Consider the following 21,311-nt stretch of genomic DNA (forward strand, 5'->3'; position numbering starts at 1 on the left):
TGGTTAGTTTTCCCAAATCTTAATAAAGAGCTAAACTCCGACCGGGAAACTGGGGTTTTATGGCAATATAGAAGATCGTTCCTCAAGGTAGTTCACAGGAAATCCGATATGGTTCTTAGATTAGGCGACCAAGTACCCGACTTCACGCAGGATTCTACACACGGTCAAATCAACTTTTATGAGTGGGCTGGCGATAGCTGGGTAGTGCTATTTTCTCACCCCGCAGACTTTACGCCCGTTTGCACCACAGAACTTGGCGAAGTCGCTCGTCTCAAGCCAGAATTTGACAAGCGCAACGTGAAGGCGATCGCACTTAGCGTCGATGATGTTGACTCCCACAAAGGTTGGGTCGGTGATATCGAAGAAACTCAGAGTGTTGGTCTTAACTACCCAATTCTGGCAGATCCGGATAAGAAGGTCTCTGACCTTTACGACATGATCCACCCCAACGCCGCCAACACTGTAACGGTTAGATCGGTTTTCGTCATCGATCCGCAGAAGAAACTGCGTCTCACCTTCACCTACCCCCCCAGCACCGGACGTAACTTCGATGAATTGCTGCGGGTAATCGATTCGCTGCAACTGACGGATCACTATAGCGTAGCCACTCCAGTTAACTGGAAAGAGGGAGACGATTGTGTAATCGTTCCTTCGCTGAAAGATCCCGAAGTATTAAAAGAGAAATTTCCTAAAGGTTACACGGAAATCAAACCTTACCTGCGGATGACTCCCCAACCGGACAAATAGTTTTGAGTGGGTAAGTGAGCGATCGCGCACAGCGATCGCTCACTAGATAATTAACAATAGCCTGATGGGTCGAAAGCTAATCGTCCGTCAGGCTATTTTCATTGGTTTGAGTGAGCCAACAGTAAAATTTTGGAGTAGGCGTTGCCCACTCTAACTGAATCGAGGAAATCCAGAATGCTTTCTTCTCCCCTAGTTGTGCGAATTCCGCCATCAATGCCAATGACAGACGAACAGTTTTTTGAGTTCTGTCAAATTAACCGCAACTTACGCATTGAACGGAATAAAACTGGAGAAATCGTCATCATGCCCCCAACTGGTTCAGAGACAGGAAACCGAGAAGGTAATATATTCGGGCAGCTCTGGTTATGGTCAGAACAAGACGGCACGGGGATAACTTTTTCTTCTAGCACGGGATTTATTCTATCAACAGGTGCAGAAAGGTCGCCTGATGCTTCATGGATAAAACTGGAACGATGGAATGCTTTATCCCCAGAACAACAGCAAAAGTTTGCCCCTATTTGCCCTGATTTTGTGATTGAACTGAGGTCAGCTTCGGACAACTTAAAGCCTTTGCAAGAAAAAATGCTCGAATACATGAGCGAGGCAGGATTCCAGCTAGGCTGGTTGATTGACCGAAAAAACCGCAAAGTTTATATCTATCGTCCCAGTCAAGAAGTGGAATGTCTAGACAATCCCGACACGGTAAGTGGCGATCGCGTTTTGCCTGGATTTTCCCTCAATATGACTAAAGTTTGGTAAAAGTCGAGTCGGACTACCGCGATACGCCAAAATTTTTATAGGGAAGAACTTAGGTAATTTCAGAATGGATATCAAAAAGGGTTTTGTAGAGACAGTTGGCAACACACCGCTCATCCGCTTAAACAACTTCAGCGATGAAACAGGTTGTGAAATTCTGGGAAAAGCAGAATTTCTCAATCCAGGGGGTTCTGTGAAAGACCGGGCAGCACTTTATATCATTGAAGACGCCGAAAAAAAAGGTTTGCTCAAACCTGGCGGTACAGTCGTTGAGGGAACCGCCGGGAACACCGGCATCGGTTTAGCTCATATTTGCAACGCCAAGGGCTACAAATGCCTGATTATCATCCCAGATACCCAGTCTCAGGAAAAGATGGATGCTTTGAGGACGCTGGGCGCAGAAGTTCGTCCCGTTCCAGCTGTACCTTACAGCAACCCCAACAACTATGTCAGGCTCTCCGGCAAAATTGCGTCTGAGATGGAAAACACGATTTGGGCGAATCAATTTGATAATTTAGCCAATCGACAAGCGCACTACGAAACTACCGCAAAAGAAATCTGGGAACAAACGGACGGTAAAGTTAATGCTTGGGTTACAGCCACGGGGACTGGCGGCACCTTAGCGGGTGTAGCGATGTACCTGAAAGAAAAAAATCCTGCTGTTAAAACCGTCTTAGCAGACCCGATGGGCAGCGCCCTCTACAGTTATATCAAGACGGGTGAAACGAAGAGTGAGGGCAACTCAATCACAGAAGGGATTGGCAATAGCCGCGTCACCGCCAATATGGAAGGTGTACCGATAGACGATGCTATCCAAATTGATGACACCGAAGCGGTACGGGTTGTCTACAGACTCTTAAGAGAGGAAGGACTGTTTCTGGGTGGCTCCACAGGAATCAATGTAGGAGCAGCCGTAGAACTCGCCAAGCAGATGGGGCCAGGTCATACGATTGTGACCATCCTCTGCGATAGCGGCGCTCGTTATCAGTCACGGCTGTTTAATCGGGAATGGCTAGAATCGAAGGGACTTTCACCCGATTAGAAAGGAAGCAAAGGGGAGGCGGTGAAAATTCTCACCGCCTCCCTACCCTCAGCATTTAGTCGTTTTTATCTAACCATTGCTAGCATCCCATTGCCAGCAGCGGGTGCAAGTGCCAGTTCCTTCCACAGCAAGAGCGGCTACGTAGTCGAGTTCCGGTTTCAATTCTTGGAGTGACCAGCGATCGCTTTCAATGCGATCGCCTTCAATGCTTAGCAGCATCGCTGGTTCCCCTGGAGCCAGCGTTACCTCAATTTGATCCAGAGGTCGAGCCAGCCCTTCTCCAATTGCTTTTAGATAAGCTTCTTTGCGAGTCCAGGCGTTTAAAAATGCTTGCTGCTTCTGATGTGCAGGCAAGGCACGCAAAACGGCATTTTCTCGCGCCGAAAAGAATCGTTTAGCGATCGTTTCAACTTCGGCAACAGAACGAATGTATTCAACATCGACACCGATCTGGCGATCGCGTGTTACTGCATACAGGCAGATATCTTGAGAGTGAGATAAATTAAACCGAAGGTTACTTTCTGCGTGCGTTCCAGCCAGTGCTGGCTTGCCACGAGAGCCATAGCAAAATTGCACCTCGACTGGGTTGATTTCTAAGTAGCAACTCAGAATTGTCCTGAGCAGACCTCGCCCAATGATGAAACGCTTCCTGTCCCGCTCAAAGTGGAAACGTGCGGCTCTTATTTGCTCATCTTCAGAAAGGATTTGTTGCAGATGCTGAACGTGAAATGCTGATTGGTCGAGGGAAGCACGCCAGACATGGACATCATTGCTCGATAGCGCTAAGTCAGTTTGTGGAGGACACCACATAGAATCAATATCAGTCATCAGTCTGAGCCATCAATCTGAGCCTGTGGTTATCTAACTCCAACGTTGCGCCATTTTGAGTCCGGAGAATTACCGAAGGAAAGCTTCTGTTTTAGCGTGTCATCATCACTGAACCCGAACAAGCCGACAAAAACTCTTAAGCATTTTCTCGGACTCGATCTAATACAGTTCGCTTAACTCTGCTTCATGTCTCTCTTGTGCATTGGTCCCGCCCGTGAGTTAGGAGACGCGGTTCGCGATCGCACTGCTAAAGAAGTCTTGCTCTCCTACTGCGCCATCTGCCTCTGCATTATACTTTCTACCCATCAGAACGCACCAAAGCGCTTAGATTGGCACCGCTTGCCTTTACCGGGTACTTCTCCTCGCTCGTGGGGCGGAGAGAAGCCATACGCTAACGGCGCTACTGGTAGATTTTTCGGGAAGTAGCCTATCCCTTATTCTTTGAAAAAACTAGTTACTCCGAGATTGCCGTTTCTTCAGTATAGCTGTCTCTCTTTTTTGTAAAAAACAACACTCATACTAAATTAGTTACAAACCTTGACACACATATACAAGAATTTATATAACTGCTTATAGCTAATCCCACACATGGTCAATAAATTTGGCTGAGTATAGATTTCAGAAAATTACTTCAGCATAGTCTTCCGGCTTCTTACTACGAAAGGACTTCAAATCTTTTTGCCATCTTCCAAGCTGTAATGCTTACCAGCAAAGCAATTTAACTTTGCTGGTAGTCTCGTCTTTCGGAAACCAGCTTGTGCAAGAAGTTTTCATATTTGTAATTTAGATGACAGATTAATCGGACTTAACAATGAAATAACTTTACAAAATCTTTATAAAACTTTTTAGGTGCCATATCAAGAAAAGCAATGTAGGATAAGTTATTTACCGTATTTAGTCTGGAATTTAAAATATATTTTTTTAGTAAAGATTCGTAGAATTACTAGTCTTAAAGATAGACATCAGACCAAAATTGAAAAACTACCGAAAGGTTGATTTTTTTCTCAAGACCACTGTCTGTACCTTGCCGGATTGTTCAAGCTAGAAGCTTTTTTAAAATCTGAACAAAAACAATAAAGAAGATGAATTGTAGTTCTTAACCTTGATATGTCAACTTTCTGGTGCCGCGACCACTTCTCAATAAAGCTAGTAAGTTTCCATTAGTACTTATGAACACCGTTACACCAAGCGATATTGATTCTTCTACAGCTCAAAATTTTTCTACCCTAGTTGAACTGCTACGGTGGAGGGCACTCCAGCAGCCGGAAAAGGTAGCTTATACTTTTCTGATTGATGGCAAAAAAGAAGGTTCCCAGCTCACTTATGCTCAGCTCGATCGCCAAGCAAGAGCGATCGCTGCCTTGCTACAACAGCATAATGCCAGAGGAGAGCGGGCACTACTGCTTTATCCACAAGGTCTAGAGGTTATTGCCGCTTTTTGCGGTTGCTTATATGCCGGGACAATTGCCATTCCCGTACCCCCACCGGAAGCGGGGCGATTGAAGCGAACCTTGCCCAGACTGCAAGCGATCGCGAAAGATGCCCAAGCTTCATTGGTGCTAACCACCTCTGGCATTCTTTCCCTCGTTGAAGAGTACGACGAGAAAATTCCGGAATTTCAGGCAATGAGCTGGATTGACACCGAGCAGGTAGACCTGTCTCTGGCTGAAACCTGGCAAGATCCAGCCGTAACCAGCGATATGCTGGCCTATCTCCAGTACACCTCAGGCTCCACTTCCACTCCTAAAGGTGTGATGCTCAGCCACAGTAACGTAATGTTCCACTCAGCGAACCTCCAAAAAGCCTGTGGCTACACCCCGGACAGCGTAACTGTGGCCTGGATGCCTTACTTCCACGATTACGGACTGGTTGAAGGACTCATCCAACCCCTCTACAACGGTATCCCCTGCTACGTGATGTCACCCTTCGCCTTTATCAAACGCCCATTCCACTGGCTCCAGGCGATTTCGCGTTACAAAGTGACCCATAGCCAAGGCCCTAACTTTGCCTACGATCAATGCGTGCGTAGGATTACACCAGAACAACGCGCCACCCTGGACTTGAGTAGTTGGCGTGCAGCAGGCAATGCCGCTGAGCCAATCAACCCCCAAGTTATGGAAAGTTTTTACGAAACCTTTGCACCATCCGGGTTTCAGTGGAATGCTTTTTGTCCTGCCTACGGATTGGCTGAGGCAACTTTGTTAGTATCCTTCTCTGCACAAACCGCAACACCCGTTTTGTGCAATCTCGATCCGGCAGCACTAGAAAAAAATCGCATCGTTCCAGCCTCCAAAGATCAAGATATTGTACGAACAGTTGTTGGATGCGGGACTAAAGTTTGCGACACCAAGATAGCGATCGTGCATCCGGAGAAATTTACCCGATGTGCCGCTGATGAAGTCGGCGAGATTTGGGTATCCGATCCTAGCGTGGCTCACGGCTACTGGCAGCGACCCGAAGAATCGGAACGCACCTTCCGGGCACGCATCGCCGATACAGGGGAAGGGCCATTTCTACGTACCGGCGACTTGGGATTCTTAAAAGATGGCGAGCTATTTATCACGGGGCGCATCAAAGATTTAATTATCATCCGAGGCACCAATCACTATCCTCAAGATATTGAATGGACGGTGCAAGAAAGCCATGCAGCGCTTCGACCCGAACATGGCGCAGCCTTTTCAGTGATGGTGAATGGCGAGGAGCGACTGGTAATTGTCCAGGAAGTCGAGCGTCATACCCAGAATCTAGACACCAATGAGGTCATGGGAGCCATCCGTCAGGTGGTATCGGAACAGCACGAGCTACAGGTTTATGCTGTGGTATTGGTGAAGCCGGGAAGTATCCTGAAAACTTCCAGCGGCAAGATTCAACGTCAGGGTTGTCGAGCAGCTTTCTTAGCAGGAAGTCTAGATGTCGTGGCGGATTGGAGCGAAAATCCTCAAGCTACGGCAAAGTTTCAAAGTCTCAAGGGAGAAGTAGAATCCCTGTTGCAGAAAGTGCAAACTCCTAAATAGCGATTGGGAATTGGGAATTGCGAATTGCTTGCGATTACCCACACCGATAAGCCATTACCCATTACACGGAGAATTCAATGCATCAACTAAAACAGTACTGGGTCGCTGAAGCGCTCGAAAAGGACTTAGGCGATCCAACACAGCCGGAAAGCGTGATGTCTTTCAAAAGCGTCATGGAGCTGGACGAACGCGAAGAATTTCCAGAAAAAGACGTTGAATGGCTTTATAACTGGAATCTTCATCACTACCACATCCCCGTGGAATACGGTGGAGAGCTGAAATCTTATGAAGAATTCGTCGCTTTTGTTAGAGTTTTGTCCAGACGTGACCTAACGACATCGATAACTTTTAGCACGCTTTTCTGGTCTGGTTTAGTTTGGATGGCAGGCACCTACGAACAGAAACAAAAGCTGGCAAAGTTTATTAAAGATAAACATGGTGCCATGTGTCTTGCTTATTCAGAAAGGGCACACGGAAGCGACCTAGTTGCTAGTGATGTGCAGGCAACTAAGGTTCCCGGTGGTTATCTGCTGAATGGGGAAAAATGGCCAATTAACCGAGCGACAATTTCTGGAATTTCAGTTGTGCTTGCCAAAACAGATGACAGTGGCGGGGCACGTAGCTTGTCGCTGTTTGTTGTTGATAAAAGTGAAATTGATCCAGCGGGTTATTCCAATCTTCCTAAGATCAAGACTTTGGGAATTCGCGGTTCTGATATGAGCGGAATCCGTTTTGATAATTGCTTTGTACCTGAAGAAATGCGTCTGGGGCAAGAAGGAGCGGGTTTAGAATTGGGGCTGAAAGGCTTTCATCTAACCCGGACGTTGTGTGCAGCCTTTTCTTTAGGATCGGCGGATACAGCCCTGAGAACGGTGCTGAAGTTTTCTCTAGGACGGAAATTATACGGCAAAACAGTTTTCGATATTCCTCACCCCCGGACTACTTTAGTAGACGCTTTCTTAGATATTTTGGTCTGCGATTGTGTCACGATTGCGGGGGCAAGAAGTTTTCATGTCGCGCCGGAGCAATCTAGCGTTTCGTCTATTTTCGTGAAATATTTTGTGCCTGTAACGGTTGAAAAGTTAATTCAAAACCTTTCCGTAATTCTAGGGGCACGTTTCTATTTCCGCGAAGGTCACGATGAGGGAATTTTTCAAAAAGTTGTCCGAGATAATGCCATTATTAGCGTGTTTGATGGCAGTACGGTTGTTAACTTGCACGCGCTGATTTTACAGCTTCGTCAGATAGCGAAATACCGGGCGAAAAGAAATGCTGCCACTTATGAGGGATTGCGATCGCGTCTGGAAACCCGGTTTTCTCTAGAAGCACCGCTACCACCGTGCGAACGGGCAAAATTTGAGCTGTTCAGTCGGGGATGCGATGACGTTTTACAAGGTCTGGAAATCTCTCTAGAACACTTGTATGACTTAAAGACAGATTCCAGCGTCGATGCTGAAGTGTTGCAGAAGCTGATAACACTGACAAGCGCCGTCCTTGAAGAACTCGACGCACAGGATGAATTCTTGGCAAGCTCAGGTTTTGAATTCGGACACGATCAGTCTCCTGAGTTATTTGAACTAGCTAAGAAGTACTGCACATTGCACGCAGCCGCAGCTTGCGTACATATGTGGATTTACAACCGAAAAGTCTTGGGTAACTTTTTTGCCAAAGGTGAATGGTTGGCAATTTGTCTGAACAGACTCCTGATGACTTTTCGACCTTCATCAGGTATCATTCCTAGCATTTACATTGAGAATGTTGCCCAAGAACTTCTCAAGCTTGACCGAGAAAACAAGATGTTTTCGATTGTCCCCCTCCAACTAGCCCAAGTTCAATCACCAGAGGAGAAAACCCATGCAGCTTCAGAACTCCAGCTCCAAGCCTAGTGAAGATTTAAGCAAAAACAATTTACAAGATGAGAATATGATTGTTAAAAACTCCCCTGCTGAAGCGATTCAATCCTGGCTAGTTACCAAGCTTTCTAAGCAACTTTCACTCAATGCAAAAACTATTGATGTCCGCGAACCTTTGACGCGCTACGGTCTGGATTCCATCGATGCTGTTACCTTAGTGGGCGATTTAGAAGATTGGCTAGGATGCGAGCTTCCTTCTACTCTGCTGTGGGATTATCCGACTATTGAAAAATCTGCTGAATACTTGGTTAAAGAGTTTGATGTTTCAGCGGCAGTTTCTCCAGTTGCGTCTAGCAATGTCAAGGATGCTAGTGACGATAAAACTGAAAAAGTAGAGGCATCTTCCAAGCCTTCTGGCTGGGGCGGTCTGTGGAACCGAATTAGCGGCAGCTAGAGTAAGATATCTGGTTGGTAATTGGGAATTGGGAATTGGTTAAAGATTTTATCGCTGTTGTGGTGACTGTAAATCTTTAACTTCGGACAAGGAAGAATAACCCATTCTTGATGACTAATTACCAATCGCTAAATACTGACTAAGATAATAACTTTTAAACCCTAAAAAATAGGGAGGAAACAGTCAATTGAATTTCTCTGATTTCTCCTTCTGGTGGGTACTTCTTCTGATCGGCGTTCCCTTCTTCACGGTTCGCTATATAGGCAAGTACCTGAACATTTGGCGAGATTACTTGGATAGCATCGGGTTGATGGCGCTGTCGCTGATGCTGTTTGTGAATGCGTCGCGCTCCAGCTTTATCATCTTTGCTTTTGAGATTATCTTTAACTACTTGATGGTGCGCCTGATGTTGCGCCGTCGAGGTTGGGAGTCGCAAGCGATCGCAGCCGTGGTGATCGGAATCGACGTCGCCATCCTTGCCTACTTCAAATACGTGAACTTCTTTGTGGAAGATGTTCTAGGACTATTTGTGGGGGGAGTTGCTGCGAGTTGGCAGCAGAGAGGCGGCATTCCTGGTGCAGGTGCAATTCCTCCAGGGATTTCGTTTTACACCTTCCAGATGGTTGCTTTTGTAGTGGATTCATTCAGAAGCAAAAATAAGCAGCCAATTGGAGTTGTTGATTACATCAACTTTGTTTCCTTCTTCCCGCAAGTCGTCGCTGGCCCGATTGAGCGCCGAGCTGACCTGTTTCCTCAAATTGAATCATTCCGCTTTAAGTTCTCCGCAGAAAACTTTGAGGACGGTCTCAAGTGGCTGTCTTTGGGCTTGTTTATGAAGTTGGTACTGGCAGATAACTTGTCGCCGTACATCAACTTGCAAGAAACAGGAAATGTCTGGCTGGTGTGGCTATCTATCTACTTGTTCACTCTGAGGATTTACTTTGATTTTGCTGGATATAGTTTCATCGCACTAGGTTTAGCTAAATTTGTAGGCGTTCAGCTAACGCTTAACTTCATCGCCCCTTACACTTCACCAAGCATCCAAGAATTTTGGCGTCGTTGGCACGTAACGCTAAGTACCTGGTTTAGAGACTACGTTTTCCTCCCCCTAATGGGCGCAAAGAAGCAGTGGGCTGCCTTCTATCTGTTCGTCACGTTTACGCTCTCAGGCTTTTGGCACGGAGCTGCTTGGAATTTCATCATTTGGGGTGCTTATCATGGCTTGTTACTGCTAGTTCTGCGATATGCGGGTCGCCCTTTTTACCGCTTTGTTGGCGAACGTTTATTCATGCCTCAGTTCTTATCGTGGGCGCTAACGTTTGGTTCGGTGATGCTGGGCTGTCTATTCTTCATGGAGTCAGATATGACTCGTCTGGGACAGAAGCTGCAAACACTGGTGACGCCTTGGGCGTACTCGTTCTCAAATTTGGGAGCGGCAATGAGTTCCTTTAGTGCGAATGAGGGTGCGGTCTTAGTTTTGATCCTCTTTCTCACAACGGCGGAATTGTTCTTGGAACACCTCGCAGTTTGGCAAAAACGGACGAATGAATATGATTTGCTGTTATCCCCTTGGGTAACTCGCGTTCTGTTAGGTTTGACCATCTTGCTAGCTGCAAATACCCCTTCTAAATTTATTTACTTCGAGTTCTAATGTGGAAACCTCTAAAGCTTGCTAGTTGGATAGCGATCGCTGGCTTAGCCTGGTCTGTTGGGTACCTTTACAACGTGCGCTACGGTGGAGAACTGAGCTGGCTGCGTGCTATGTACGAACGAAAGGTAGCGCTGGCAAGCCAAATTGAAGCACCCCACCGCCTCCTGATAACGGGTGGTTCTGGAGCGCACTACACGTTGAATACCAAGCTAATGGAGCAAGAACTCGGCATTCCCGTATTCAACATGGGGTTAGATGGCCCAATTGGTTTAGATGTCATCCTTCCGAGCGTTTTGAGTCAAGTTCGCCGGGGCGACATTGTGCTTCTGATTCCAGAGTACCTGCTGCTGTTGGATGAGGATGGGTTGGGCGATCGCTCTGGTTCGTTTGGGATGGCAATTGGACAGCCCGGTTTGGGAGGAATCCCTCCCAAACAGTTGGCTCTAGACGCAATGATGCTAGGGGTTCCGACTCTTAGAGGAATTACTAAGTCGAGCTTGGAGGTGATTGAAAAAGGAAAAATGACTGGCTACTACTCCGATCCGGTTGACGAACGTGGCGACCCTACCGTAACGAAAGAACGCGCTGGGAACTGGTGGCAGATGACATTTCAAGAACCCGTATCCAAACACGCGCTTCAGCGGATCGCTAAATTCCGTGAAGAAGTCGAGGCAAAGGGAGCAACTTTAGTTCTGTCATTGCCGTGGGTCTATGCGAACAGCAGCGACGAGAAGACGATTCGTAACGTTAAAAAGACGGCTGAGGAACTGAGCAAAATCGCTCCTTTGATCTACGAAAAAGACTCGTTGAACCTGAAGAGTGACTCTAACTTGTTTGCTGATACCCACTATCACCTGAAGCCGGAAGCCAGAACAATCCGGGCAATGGAGCTGGTTCAACAGCTAAAACCAGCGATCGCTCAGCAACTGACAGCGCCCAACTCCACGACCAAAGTGCCGCAATAGCGAATCGCTTTAGCCATTCGCGTTTGATATCAAGCTTATTTACCAAAACCCTGTCAATGATATGGACGGCAAGCTAGACGGTACAAAGCATCAAAGAAAGGTCAGTTCTACTCCCTCTGAATCTGGGAGCGCTACTCCCACCCGGATTTGCATTCTCGGTGGGGGCTTTGGTGGTCTTTACACTGCTTTGTACCTGCGCCGTTTTCCCTTACTCAAATCAAGTCGATGCGAAATTATCCTGGTTGAGCAAAAAGATCGCTTTCTCTTTACCCCCTTGCTATACGAACTGGTGACAGACGAACTGCAAGCGTGGGAAATCGCTCCTTCTTATCAAAAGCTATTAAGGAACACTAATATTCGGTTTTGTCAAGAGACGATTCAGGAGGTTAATTTACAAACGCGCCAGGTAAAGCTTGAATCCGGTGAGGCTCTCGCTTACGACTACCTAGTTTTAGCAGTCGGGGGAGAAACGCGCTTAGAGGGCGTTCCTGGAGCTGGCACTTATGCCCAAACCTTTCGCAGTTTGGCGGATGTAGAGCTTCTGAAACAACAGCTATACGAGTTTGAGCTTTCTGAGCAGGAACAAATGCGGATTGCGATCGCGGGCGCTGGTCCTAATGGCGTAGAACTCGCTTGCAAAATCGCCGACCGGCTACAGAAACGAGGGCAGGTACTGTTGATTGACCGGGGTAATCAAATTCTTAAAACCTTTTCCGCTCATACTCAAGCTGCGGCTCTCCGTGCTTTATCAAGTCGTGGCGTGCGGGTAGAATTAGAAACGAGCATCCACCGCATTGAACCTGACCAAATTACCCTAGTTCGGGATGGTCAGATTGACATTTTGCCTGTAGATTTGGTATTTTGGACGGCTGGAACCCGGCAGATTGATTGGGTGCGAGAACTTGATTGCCAGCATAATAACCAGGGACAACTGATTTCTTGCCCTACCTTACAATTAGTTGACTATCCAGAAGTGTTTGCTTTGGGGGATTTGGCAGAAATTTACAATCCCCGTGGCGCACGGGTGCCAGCAACCGCTCAAGCCGCTTTTCAACAGGCAGATTGTGCTGCTCGCAACATTTGGGCAGCGATCGCGGGCAAACGCTTACGGCGCTTCCGCTATTTGCACTTAGGAGAGATGGTGACTTTGGGAAGGGGTGCGGCTGCGGTTTCTAGCTTTGGTCTGAATTTAGAAGGGCGCTTGGCATCGATTACTAGACAAGTCGTTTACCTCCAGCGCCTGCCAACCGTGCCTCATCGCCTCCGAGTAGTGAGAAACTGGATTTATCAAGCGATTCGGCGGGTTGTTTTAACAGTCTGGAAGTGGCTGGCAGCAATCCGGCGGTTAGGGTCCAATAGTTTGGGAAAGCGGCGATTGGCGGCGAATTACTCCAGGCGATCTAAGTATTAAATTTAACAAACGGCAATTGCTTACTGCCGTTAACCATGAAAAAATTTTCCATCAAGGTCTAATGTTTTATGGCTTCTACTCAGCAAAAATCTAAAGCCATTTTTACTTCCAAGCTTGAGCAACTGTTTGGGTTAGACCTGCGATCGCTAGCCCTGTTTCGGATTGGTTTGGCGCTGGTTGTTCTTGCCGATTTAATCATTCGGGCGGGGGATCTGACAGCACACTATACAGATGCTGGAGTAATGCCGCGATCGCTACTAGCCACTATCTTAAAACCTTGGTATTGGTCAGTTCATGCGCTGGGCGGTCAAACCTGGTTTCAAGTCATTCTGTTTTTGCTAGCTGGATTTGTGGCTTTAGCTTTATTGGTGGGATACCGAACCCGGTTAGCAGCGATCGCAACTTGGGCGCTGATGGTATCTCTCCACAACCGAAACCCAGCTTTGATTTTTGCAGCGGATGATGTAATTCGCGCCCTGCTTTTCTGGGCAATGTTTTTGCCCTTGGGTGCTTATTACTCGATTGACAGTGCCCTAAATACATCTACCCAAAAATTACCCAAGCGCATCCTCTCCGGTGCCACCCTAGCACTTACGCTACAGCAATGCTTTATCTACATCTTTTCGGCGGCTTTTAAAGCGAAGAGTCCACTTTGGTGGCCTGATGGCAGTGCGGTTTACTATGCTTTGAGTTTCGACCAATACGCAACACCCTTTGGTCAATTCCTACTCAGCCTACCTTCTGCACTTTTAGTCTTGCTCACCTTTAGCGCCCTGTGGTTAGAAACCCTTGGCCCTTTGTTACTCTTCGTTCCCGTCCGTACCAGCTTTTTCCGCTGCTGTGCAATTATCTCGTTTATCCTCTTACATATCGGTTTCGGATTGTCGTTTGTGCTGGGGATTTTCCCGTTTCTCAGTACAGCTAGCTGGCTAGCTTTCATCCCGACGGAAGTTTGGGACTCGGTATCTAAGCGGCTGTATACTCCAGAACGAGCCGGACTCCAGATTTACTACGATGCCGACTGTGGCTTCTGCAAGAAGGTTGTCCACCTGATTCGCACTTTCCTGATATTGCCTGCACAGACGCCACTACTCTTAGCTCAGGACGATCCCTCGATTTTTGCAGATATGCAAGCGAAAAATTCTTGGGTAGTGGTGGATTGGCAAGGAAACAGGCATTTTAAGTGGGAAGCGATCGCTTACGTTTGTAGTTTATCCCCAATATTTAAGCCACTGGTTCCCCTTCTCAAATGGGGGCCTGTGATGTCTGTAGGAACGAAATTTTACGAGACAATTGCATCTAACCGCAGGGCGGCTGGTAACTTTACAAAACCCTTCAAGTTCCGTCCCATTGAAGTACGTTCTTCGCGACCGATGAATATAGTGACGTTACTCTTGCTAGCTTATGTCACTATCTGGAACTTCAGAAGTTTTGCTCCTGAGAAATTTAATCGAAAAGCCTTAAATTCGATTGACTGGATTAGCCGAATTTTGAGGGTAGATCAATCTTGGAGTATTTTTGCCCCCGCTCCCCCCAGAGATGATGGTTGGCACGTAATCCCAGGCAAGTTGAAAGATGGAACTGAAGTTAATGTTTTGAGAGATGGGGAGCCTGTAAGTTGGGAAAAGCCGAGTCGGAAGAGCCGAAACGCCCTCTATCAAAATATGCAATGGCGCACCTATTTCATAAACCTCAATCGCACCATCGGCAAAAAGCTTTATCCCTACTATGGACAATACCTCTGCCGTGACTGGAACGCTCGGCACCAAGGTTCAAAACAACTAGATAACTTTGAAATTGACTTTATGAACGAGAGAACCGTGCCACCCGGTCAACCTCAGAATGTCGAGAAGAAGCCTGCTTGGCAGCAATCCTGCTCACAGAATCCCGAACAATATCAGTGAGGCTCGTCAAAGAAAAAGTTTGCTGTGACAAGTTTAAAACACTTATCATTCAAACTTTCTCTAGTCGATTGACCGGATAAAACTTAGTATTTAAAGTTTGCGTTTTTTCAGTCGCATTGGCTTTGTCTTTTTTCGTTCTAACTTGACATCTGGCGCTATCTTTACACATTTAAAATGCTTAAATTAAACTTTTGGAAGCCTGATAGCAAGAATAAGCAAAAAGTTAAAGCTTATTTAAGTATATTTATTTTTTTCTGGATACTCTTTATCTTGAGTAATTGCGGATTTGATTATGCCGAAGGCTCCTTCCACTATAAACTTGCAGAACATATTGTTACCACTGGGCAACTAGGTTTTGATACTCCACAAGAGGGAATTTTTTCAATAGCACCCAATGGGAGAACCTATGCTTCCCAAGAAATTGGAAATACAATATTTTTTCTACCTACCGCCTTTATTAATGTAATTTTAGAAAGGATTTTAGCTCCTTTCACTACGGTAAAAGTTATATCTATAACGAAGGAATTTATACGTTCATTTCAGCCCGGGTTTTATTCTGCACTCACAGTCACTGCTTTTTTCGGTATCTTGCGGTTTCAGTTTGGTCAAGCTATCTTACCCAGCTTTATCGCAACCTTATGCCTAGCCGTCAGCACTTATTTTTGGACTTATACCAGAGAATCCTTTGATGGAGTTCTCTGTTCTACATTATTGACTACATCTTTTCTGCTGTTATTAAATTTTAGAAACAACAAAAAAAATCAGTATTTAATACTAGCTTTTATTTGTTTGGGTTTTTCTTTAATTACTAGAATTTCCATGATTTTAGCTATAGTAGCTTCACTTGGTTATCTAGTACTTATTAGCAGACTATCTTTGCTCAGGCGAGCAAAGAATGTTGCCACTGCATTACTGATAATCTTCCCTTTTTTAGTATGGCAATCATGGTACAACCATCTAAGAACTGGATTTTTCTACCTTTCCCCGGTTCAAACAGACGCCAAATATTTGGGTAACAATGCGTTGGATGGAAATATCTTTATAGGATTGACAGGTCTTTTGCTGAGTCCTGGAAAAAGCATATTTATATATGCCCCTTTATTAATCCTATCTGTTGTTCTATTTAGAAAATTCTTTAAGGAGCATAAAAAAGAAGCTTTGTATATATTGGTACTGACAATAGCTTGGTTTCTACTGCATGCAAGATTAAGGAGTTGGTATGGTGGCGGAGGATGGGGACCCCGTTATCTAGTGACCATCCTGCCCATTCTCTTTTTGCCCTTTGCAACCAATATGGAATATGTTTTACAAAGAACCTCGTTGAAGCTCTCAGCAATTTTTCTAGCTGGTTTTGGTTTCATTCTCTCATTTTCATCAATTCTTTCACATTGGTACTGGAGACTAGAATTCGCTAGAAAAGATGAAGTAGCCTATGTCTGGAAGTTCTCAAATAGCCAGTCATTGGATATGTTGAAGAGTGCAGCGAGAAATCTTCTCAATTCCTTTAAAATTGCTACTCATTCTCCAGGAATTCAAAACCAAAATTTATGGTATTTAAATTCAGGCATAGAAGCTTACGGTAGTCATACTGTAAATCTCTGGCCTAACTCTCTTGTGTTTATCGGTGTTCCTTGGTATTTAGTAGCGACTTCAGTCGCCTTTTTATTGTTGATGATGTACTTATCTATTCGGAACATTTTTAATCTGGAAGATACTAGCAAAATGGCAGATTAAATTAATTTAAGTGACAAAAAGAAAGAATAACTTTTTTAAGGAATAGGGTTAAACCAGTGTTCAATCTTAAGAAGAATCCAGCCAACATTACTGCATATACTTTAATCGTATTATCCTTAGTTTTTGGATTTTTTATACGCCTATTCAGTGTTCTCAGATATACCACTTTTTTTTATTACGATCAGGCCAGAGATGCTGAAATCTACATGAAGATGTGGCAAGGAAATTGGCCTATATTAGGCCCTTCTGCCTCTGTCGGAGGATATCATCTACCGCCTCTTTATTATTATCTAGTTTTTCCTTTTACTATATTTGGCTCAGATCCAGTTTTTACAGCTGTACCTAATGCATTATTCTCTTTTTTCTCTATTCCGCTTTTAATTTATTTAGTTTATGAACTATTAGAAAATGTTGAATTTTCCAAACGCCTTCTTCTGGCAGGCTTAGCAGGTTTTTGGTACAGTCTAATCTTCGGAGAAATTTTTATAAGTACGTTCCAGTGGAACCCCAGCCCTATTATATTTTTTCTGCTTTGTTTTACTTTACTCTATAAATACCAGTTGGAAGCTAGATTTTCTCTAGTTCCTCAATGCTTCTCCTGGATACTTTATGGGATTGTTTTAGCCATATTAATTAGCTTGCATTCCACAACTCTTTTTGTAATGCCAGTAGTTTTTATTGCCAGCTCTATTTTATTCATCTCAAAAAACCGCAGAACTCCTATTAGGTTTTTACTGCCTATCTTGTCCGTTTTAGCAGCATTTGTAGCTTTGTTTCCTTATTGGAAAGGAGAACTTAGTCGCGGTTGGTTGAATACCAAACAAATTATCGCTACTTTAACCAGCTCTAATCAAGAAGCTAATTCTAATATCTTAAGTAAGATTGGTAGGCTGGTATTTAATTATGTTGAACTAGGACAACAAGCCTATTTTACTGGAGAAGGTTGGTTTTATATTTTAACCTCTATTATTTTCTTAACAGTGGTTTTAACGGTAGCAATAGCCAAGTTTAAAGGGAACAAAACTATTTTTGCTTTTTTAGCATTTACTTGGTCTATTTATCTATATGCTGCTTCAAATTATCAAGGAATTTATTACATTCATTACAAACTTTTAATTTTAATCTCTCCAATGGTTTTGGCTGTCTTGAGTTTAGCTTACTTAGATTTATCTAAGAAAGCAGATAAATCTTTAAGTGCTTTTTTAATTGCAGGTATAGCTCTATCAATCTTGATTAATGCGAGTTATGACTATCAGTATTTAACCAGCAAATATAGCCAAAATAGACTGGTATCTACTTCGGACATTACTCAAATTTTAAGTCAATTACCTGCAAACTCAACAATCTGTACATTTGATCCGAAACCTGTCGGTTGGATGTCAATGTACCAGCCCTATAAATATATCGATCAATATATCACTAAAAAGAATTTCAATATTGTTAAAACTTTTTGTCAAGCAGGGAACTACCTAATTTATCCAAAGTCCTATATGGTACAACGTACTGATAACCTTTTTCCAGTTTTTAATGTTTATAGAAATCCAGATTTAACACAAGCTCATAGTACAGTTTTAGAAACTCAAGTTGCTGAGGTTCATCTTCTCCAGTAAAAGAGACCTTATTTTTGGGTAGGTTAAATATTTAGGGACTGAAATGGACGGACTAACCTCATGATGAAAATACAGGAATCGAGCCACAGGTTTTATTCAAAAGAGGTACGATTTTTTATCGCAATTTTATTAATCATAGGTCTTTTCTTTCGATTCGCTAACCTTGAAAAAAAAGTTTATTGGGGCGATGAAAGTAGCACTTCACGTCGGATTTCAGGTTATACCTTAGAAGAAGTTAAGCAGGAAGCTTCTAGCACTGGTGCAATCCCTGTAAAGGATTTGCAGAAATATCAGCGCCCTAATACTGAAAAAGATTTAACTGATATGATTAATTCTTTAGCAGCAACTGCTGAACATCCACCACTCTATTTTTTGTTAGCTCGGTTTTGGGCACAGTTGTGGGGAAACTCGGTGGCAGTGATGAGAAGCCTACCTGCTTTGATTAGTCTGCTTGCGTTTCCTTGTATTTATTGGCTATGTGTAGAATTATTTGAATTGCCTCTGGTGGGATGGATGGCAACCGGGCTGGTAGCTATTTCACCATTTCATATCTTATATGCTCAGGAAGCTCGTCAGTATAGCCTGTGGACTGTAGCAATTTTAATATCTAGTGCATCGCTTCTAAGAGCGATGCGAGTAAAAACAAAATCCGCTTGGGCTATGTATGCAGCAACCTTAATTTTAGGTCTTTATTCTCATTTATTTTTCCTGTTGACTGCCATTAGTCATGGAGTCTATGTATTTTCGCTAGAAAAGTTTCGAGCAAGTAAAACATTCATCTCCTATCTGCTAGCATCTTTAACAGCTATCTTACTTTTTATACCTTGGCTTCTGATTGCTCTTGCTAATTTGTCAACAGTCGATGAAGCAACCGAGTGGATGCGATCGACTTTTCCGATACAATCTTTAGTAAGAACGTGGATTTTAAATCTTAGTCGTATTTTTGTGGATTTTAATTACAGTTTTAAATATAGAAATTTTGGATTATATATTGCAATTTTTCTCTCGTTGATTTTAGTAATTTATGCAATTTACTTTCTTTGCCGCCGGACTGAAAAGCACGTTTGGTTGTTTATCTTGACGATGCTTGGAGTTACTGCAATCGCATTGACACTACCAGATTTAATCTCTGGAGGAAGACGCTCTGCTGTTGCTCGTTATCTTATCCCTTGTTACTTAGCAATAGAAATCGCAATTGCCTACCTACTTGCTGCTAAAATATCCTCATTTTCTGCTAAAAACTGGCAGCGGTGGCTATGGCAAATTGCTACAGTCGTCATCATTTCGGGAGGAGTTTTATCCAGCGCAGTCAGTTCTCAAGCACAAGAATGGTGGAATAAATATAACAGTTGTCACTATAAAGAAATCGCTCAGATTGTTAACCAGGCTAATTATCCACTTTATATCTGGTACAACTTACCTCCTTTTTCCTTGACTTACCTACTCGATCCCAAAGTTAAACTTCAGTCAGTTTCTAATCAACCTGTTCTTAAACCAGGTGAAGAGATTGACAGCAAGTTACCTATAAATTCTATTGCTAATGATTTCAGTGATGTATTTGTGGATTCTAAAAAGGCTTTGAAGGCTGTTCTCGATCGAGAACCAAGCTACCAGATAAAGAAAGTATATGAGTGGGAACAGCAGATAGATCCTGTTTACATTACGAAGACTACTCTCTGGCATTTAGCAAAACAGTAATGATTAGAAAAGTTGATTTTTTAAAATTGTCTGTTTAGCAAATTACAGCGCGATCACTCACCATACCAAGATTGTCCCTAACCTAGCATCGTCGTCTCGTGCAATTCCCTTGCCTTGGGTGGGAATCTGCCTGAGCTACCCTAGAGTTGTAGGCTTCGGCTTCTTACCCAAAGAAGCGGAAATTTTTCCAACCTTTACCTTGTCTTGCTCTAAAAGTATTTTGATTTGCCAAAACCGCAGCTGCCGCAAGCAGGGTGCAGCTAAAGTTTTGGCAGCTTTCCAGGCGTCTGAAGTTCCCGACGTCACTGTAACAGGGAGCCAATGTTTAGGACAATGTGGCAATGGCCCGATGGTATTGGTGATGCCAGAAGAAGTGTGGTACAACCACGTCCATCCCGATGAAGTGCCAACAGTGATAGAACGACATTTGCGAGGTGGACAACCTGTTGCAGCAATGCTTTATGGCAAATTTCACCAGCGTTCGTAGCGTATTGCCGCTAAACGTAGTCGTGTGTCACGAATGGCACCGCGACGAGTTCACCCTCGCTTTCTCCTACTTGTACTTTCAGCCCTTCACCACCGGCTTTGGTGCGGACGTAGCCGAGTCCAAAGGAACCTTGGTCGGTTTCAGTATAGCTGGTAAGTTTGCCGACTTTTTCCTCTCCAACGCTAATTACACTTCCTGGTTGGGCGGGTGTGTTGAGTCGGACGCCCCAAAGGTGTTGTTTGACTCCTTTATAAGTATTTAAACGGGCAATTGTCTCCTGTCCGATGTAGCAGCCTTTTTCAAAGGAGATGGTTTGCCACAAGCCTGCTTCTAGAGGATTGTAATCCTCAGTTAGCTCAAGGTCAGGTGCGGGGCGTCCTTGTTCGATTCGGAGATGTTCCCAGACACGATCGCTCATCGGCACTGCCCCAGCTTGCGCTAAAGTATTCCACAGCGTTTCCTTATCAGCAGCGGAGAGAATCAGCGTGTATCCCGGCGTTGCCAAACCGCTGCCCACAGCTACCCGCACCTCGATATCCCCCACCGTCAATTGCTGATGAGAACCATCAGGTTGACCAATCATGGCACCCGCACCCAACTGTTCTAAGAGGGCATCACTCCCTGGCCCAATCAAGCTGAAGCTTGCAGTATTATCAGTTACATCGGTTAACTGCACCTTGTCGGCGAAAAAGATGTATTGGTCTAGCCATTTCATCAGCTTCTCGCGCCGATTGGGTGAAACCAGCAGCAGCACTGCATCTTCCATCACATAAGCGGTGGCTAAGTCAATCGTTCGCGCCGTTGATGTGACAAAAACCGTATCGCAGCCTTGTCCTGGCTTGAGTCGCTGAAAGTCGTTTGTACTCTGGTTGTGCAAAAATCGGATGCGATCGCCTTCGGAAACTTGAATCCGTCCCCAATGAGAGCGATCGCATACAGCAACCCCCTCCCGCGCCGCTTGGATAGCTGCTGCACTCTTGTCGTCAAAATTGCCGTCAATTGCAGATGTAGGCATGGTGATTGTTGCTAATCGTTTCAATTTTTACCTAGCATTTCTGCTAGTTTCTCTGACTTGAAAATTTTATCAAAAAAGACTAATCAGCTTCAATCTGGTATTCAATATAAAGCTAAAATACCGTGCGAATTGCTCTGAGTAA

At 44.5% G+C, this 21,311-nt stretch carries 17 protein-coding genes; 15 read left to right on the plus strand and 2 right to left on the minus strand.

Features of this window, described 5'->3' with window-relative positions; genetic code table 11:
- Nucleotides 1-108: 108 nt before the first annotated feature.
- From H6F52_RS04720 to H6F52_RS04730, 3 genes are all read left to right on the plus strand, one after another.
- The gene (locus H6F52_RS04720) at nucleotides 109-747 is read left to right on the plus strand and encodes a peroxiredoxin (protein WP_190415478.1); all 639 of its coding nucleotides are present in this window, start codon (nucleotides 109-111) and stop codon (nucleotides 745-747) included.
- 174 nt (nucleotides 748-921) lie between these two features.
- Complete coding sequence (locus H6F52_RS04725; protein ID WP_190525707.1) at nucleotides 922-1,506, plus strand: Uma2 family endonuclease; 585 nt, start codon at nucleotides 922-924, stop codon at nucleotides 1,504-1,506.
- Nucleotides 1,507-1,570: 64 nt separating this feature from the next.
- Nucleotides 1,571-2,545 carry a cysteine synthase A gene (locus H6F52_RS04730; RefSeq protein WP_190532328.1) on the plus strand — a complete coding sequence of 325 codons (975 nt, stop codon included), beginning with the start codon at nucleotides 1,571-1,573 and terminating at the stop codon, nucleotides 2,543-2,545.
- A 69-nt stretch (nucleotides 2,546-2,614) separates the two neighbouring features.
- Here H6F52_RS04730 and H6F52_RS04735 read toward each other — a convergent pair whose 3' ends face one another.
- Nucleotides 2,615-3,373 (minus strand): 4'-phosphopantetheinyl transferase superfamily protein, encoded by a 759-nt coding sequence (locus tag H6F52_RS04735; protein ID WP_190532330.1) that lies wholly within the window; start codon nucleotides 3,371-3,373, stop codon nucleotides 2,615-2,617.
- Nucleotides 3,374-3,559: 186 nt separating this feature from the next.
- Here H6F52_RS04735 and H6F52_RS04740 point away from each other — a divergent pair, with 186 nt between their 5' ends.
- From H6F52_RS04740 to H6F52_RS04795, 12 genes are all read left to right on the plus strand, one after another.
- Nucleotides 3,560-3,799 carry a hypothetical protein gene (locus tag H6F52_RS04740; protein WP_190532332.1) on the plus strand — a complete coding sequence of 80 codons (240 nt, stop codon included), beginning with the start codon at nucleotides 3,560-3,562 and terminating at the stop codon, nucleotides 3,797-3,799.
- Between the two features lie 743 nt (nucleotides 3,800-4,542).
- The gene (locus tag H6F52_RS04745) at nucleotides 4,543-6,387 is read left to right on the plus strand and encodes a fatty acyl-AMP ligase (RefSeq protein ID WP_190532334.1); all 1,845 of its coding nucleotides are present in this window, start codon (nucleotides 4,543-4,545) and stop codon (nucleotides 6,385-6,387) included.
- Between the two features lie 77 nt (nucleotides 6,388-6,464).
- The gene (locus tag H6F52_RS04750) at nucleotides 6,465-8,273 is read left to right on the plus strand and encodes an acyl-CoA dehydrogenase family protein (RefSeq protein ID WP_190532336.1); all 1,809 of its coding nucleotides are present in this window, start codon (nucleotides 6,465-6,467) and stop codon (nucleotides 8,271-8,273) included.
- A complete protein-coding gene (locus tag H6F52_RS04755) occupies nucleotides 8,242-8,694 on the plus strand; it encodes an acyl carrier protein (protein WP_190532337.1) in 453 nt (150 codons plus the stop codon). The genes H6F52_RS04750 and H6F52_RS04755 overlap by 32 nt, the downstream gene beginning before the upstream one ends.
- Before the next feature lie 187 nt (nucleotides 8,695-8,881).
- Nucleotides 8,882-10,345: an MBOAT family protein gene (locus H6F52_RS04760; RefSeq protein WP_190532339.1), complete on the plus strand. Its 1,464-nt coding sequence runs from the start codon at nucleotides 8,882-8,884 to the stop codon at nucleotides 10,343-10,345.
- A complete protein-coding gene (locus tag H6F52_RS04765; protein WP_190532342.1) occupies nucleotides 10,345-11,310 on the plus strand; it encodes a hypothetical protein in 966 nt (321 codons plus the stop codon). Before H6F52_RS04760 ends, H6F52_RS04765 begins: the two co-directional genes overlap by 1 nt.
- Before the next feature lie 61 nt (nucleotides 11,311-11,371).
- On the plus strand, nucleotides 11,372-12,721 hold the full coding sequence (locus tag H6F52_RS04770) for an NAD(P)/FAD-dependent oxidoreductase (protein ID WP_190532345.1): 1,350 nt from the start codon (nucleotides 11,372-11,374) through the stop codon (nucleotides 12,719-12,721).
- Between the two features lie 68 nt (nucleotides 12,722-12,789).
- Nucleotides 12,790-14,625, plus strand: coding sequence for a DCC1-like thiol-disulfide oxidoreductase family protein (locus H6F52_RS04775; protein WP_190532348.1), 1,836 nt, complete (start codon nucleotides 12,790-12,792; stop codon nucleotides 14,623-14,625).
- A 174-nt stretch (nucleotides 14,626-14,799) separates the two neighbouring features.
- Nucleotides 14,800-16,359 (plus strand): glycosyltransferase family 39 protein, encoded by a 1,560-nt coding sequence (locus H6F52_RS04780; RefSeq protein ID WP_190532351.1) that lies wholly within the window; start codon nucleotides 14,800-14,802, stop codon nucleotides 16,357-16,359.
- A gap of 206 nt (nucleotides 16,360-16,565) precedes the next feature.
- Nucleotides 16,566-17,969 carry a hypothetical protein gene (locus H6F52_RS04785; protein ID WP_190532354.1) on the plus strand — a complete coding sequence of 468 codons (1,404 nt, stop codon included), beginning with the start codon at nucleotides 16,566-16,568 and terminating at the stop codon, nucleotides 17,967-17,969.
- A 60-nt stretch (nucleotides 17,970-18,029) separates the two neighbouring features.
- On the plus strand, nucleotides 18,030-19,667 hold the full coding sequence (locus H6F52_RS04790; protein WP_190532356.1) for a glycosyltransferase family 39 protein: 1,638 nt from the start codon (nucleotides 18,030-18,032) through the stop codon (nucleotides 19,665-19,667).
- Between the two features lie 199 nt (nucleotides 19,668-19,866).
- A complete protein-coding gene (locus H6F52_RS04795; RefSeq protein ID WP_190525801.1) occupies nucleotides 19,867-20,154 on the plus strand; it encodes a (2Fe-2S) ferredoxin domain-containing protein in 288 nt (95 codons plus the stop codon).
- Between the two features lie 10 nt (nucleotides 20,155-20,164).
- Here the strand turns inward: H6F52_RS04795 and H6F52_RS04800 are convergent, their stop codons facing one another.
- Entirely contained in the window at nucleotides 20,165-21,169 is a 1,005-nt protein-coding gene (locus H6F52_RS04800) for a folate-binding protein YgfZ (protein WP_190532360.1), read from the minus strand.
- Nucleotides 21,170-21,311: the final 142 nt, after the last annotated feature.

Source organism: Coleofasciculus sp. FACHB-542, assembly GCF_014695825.1.
In the GTDB taxonomy this organism is placed as follows: Bacteria; Cyanobacteriota; Cyanobacteriia; order Cyanobacteriales; family FACHB-T130; genus FACHB-T130.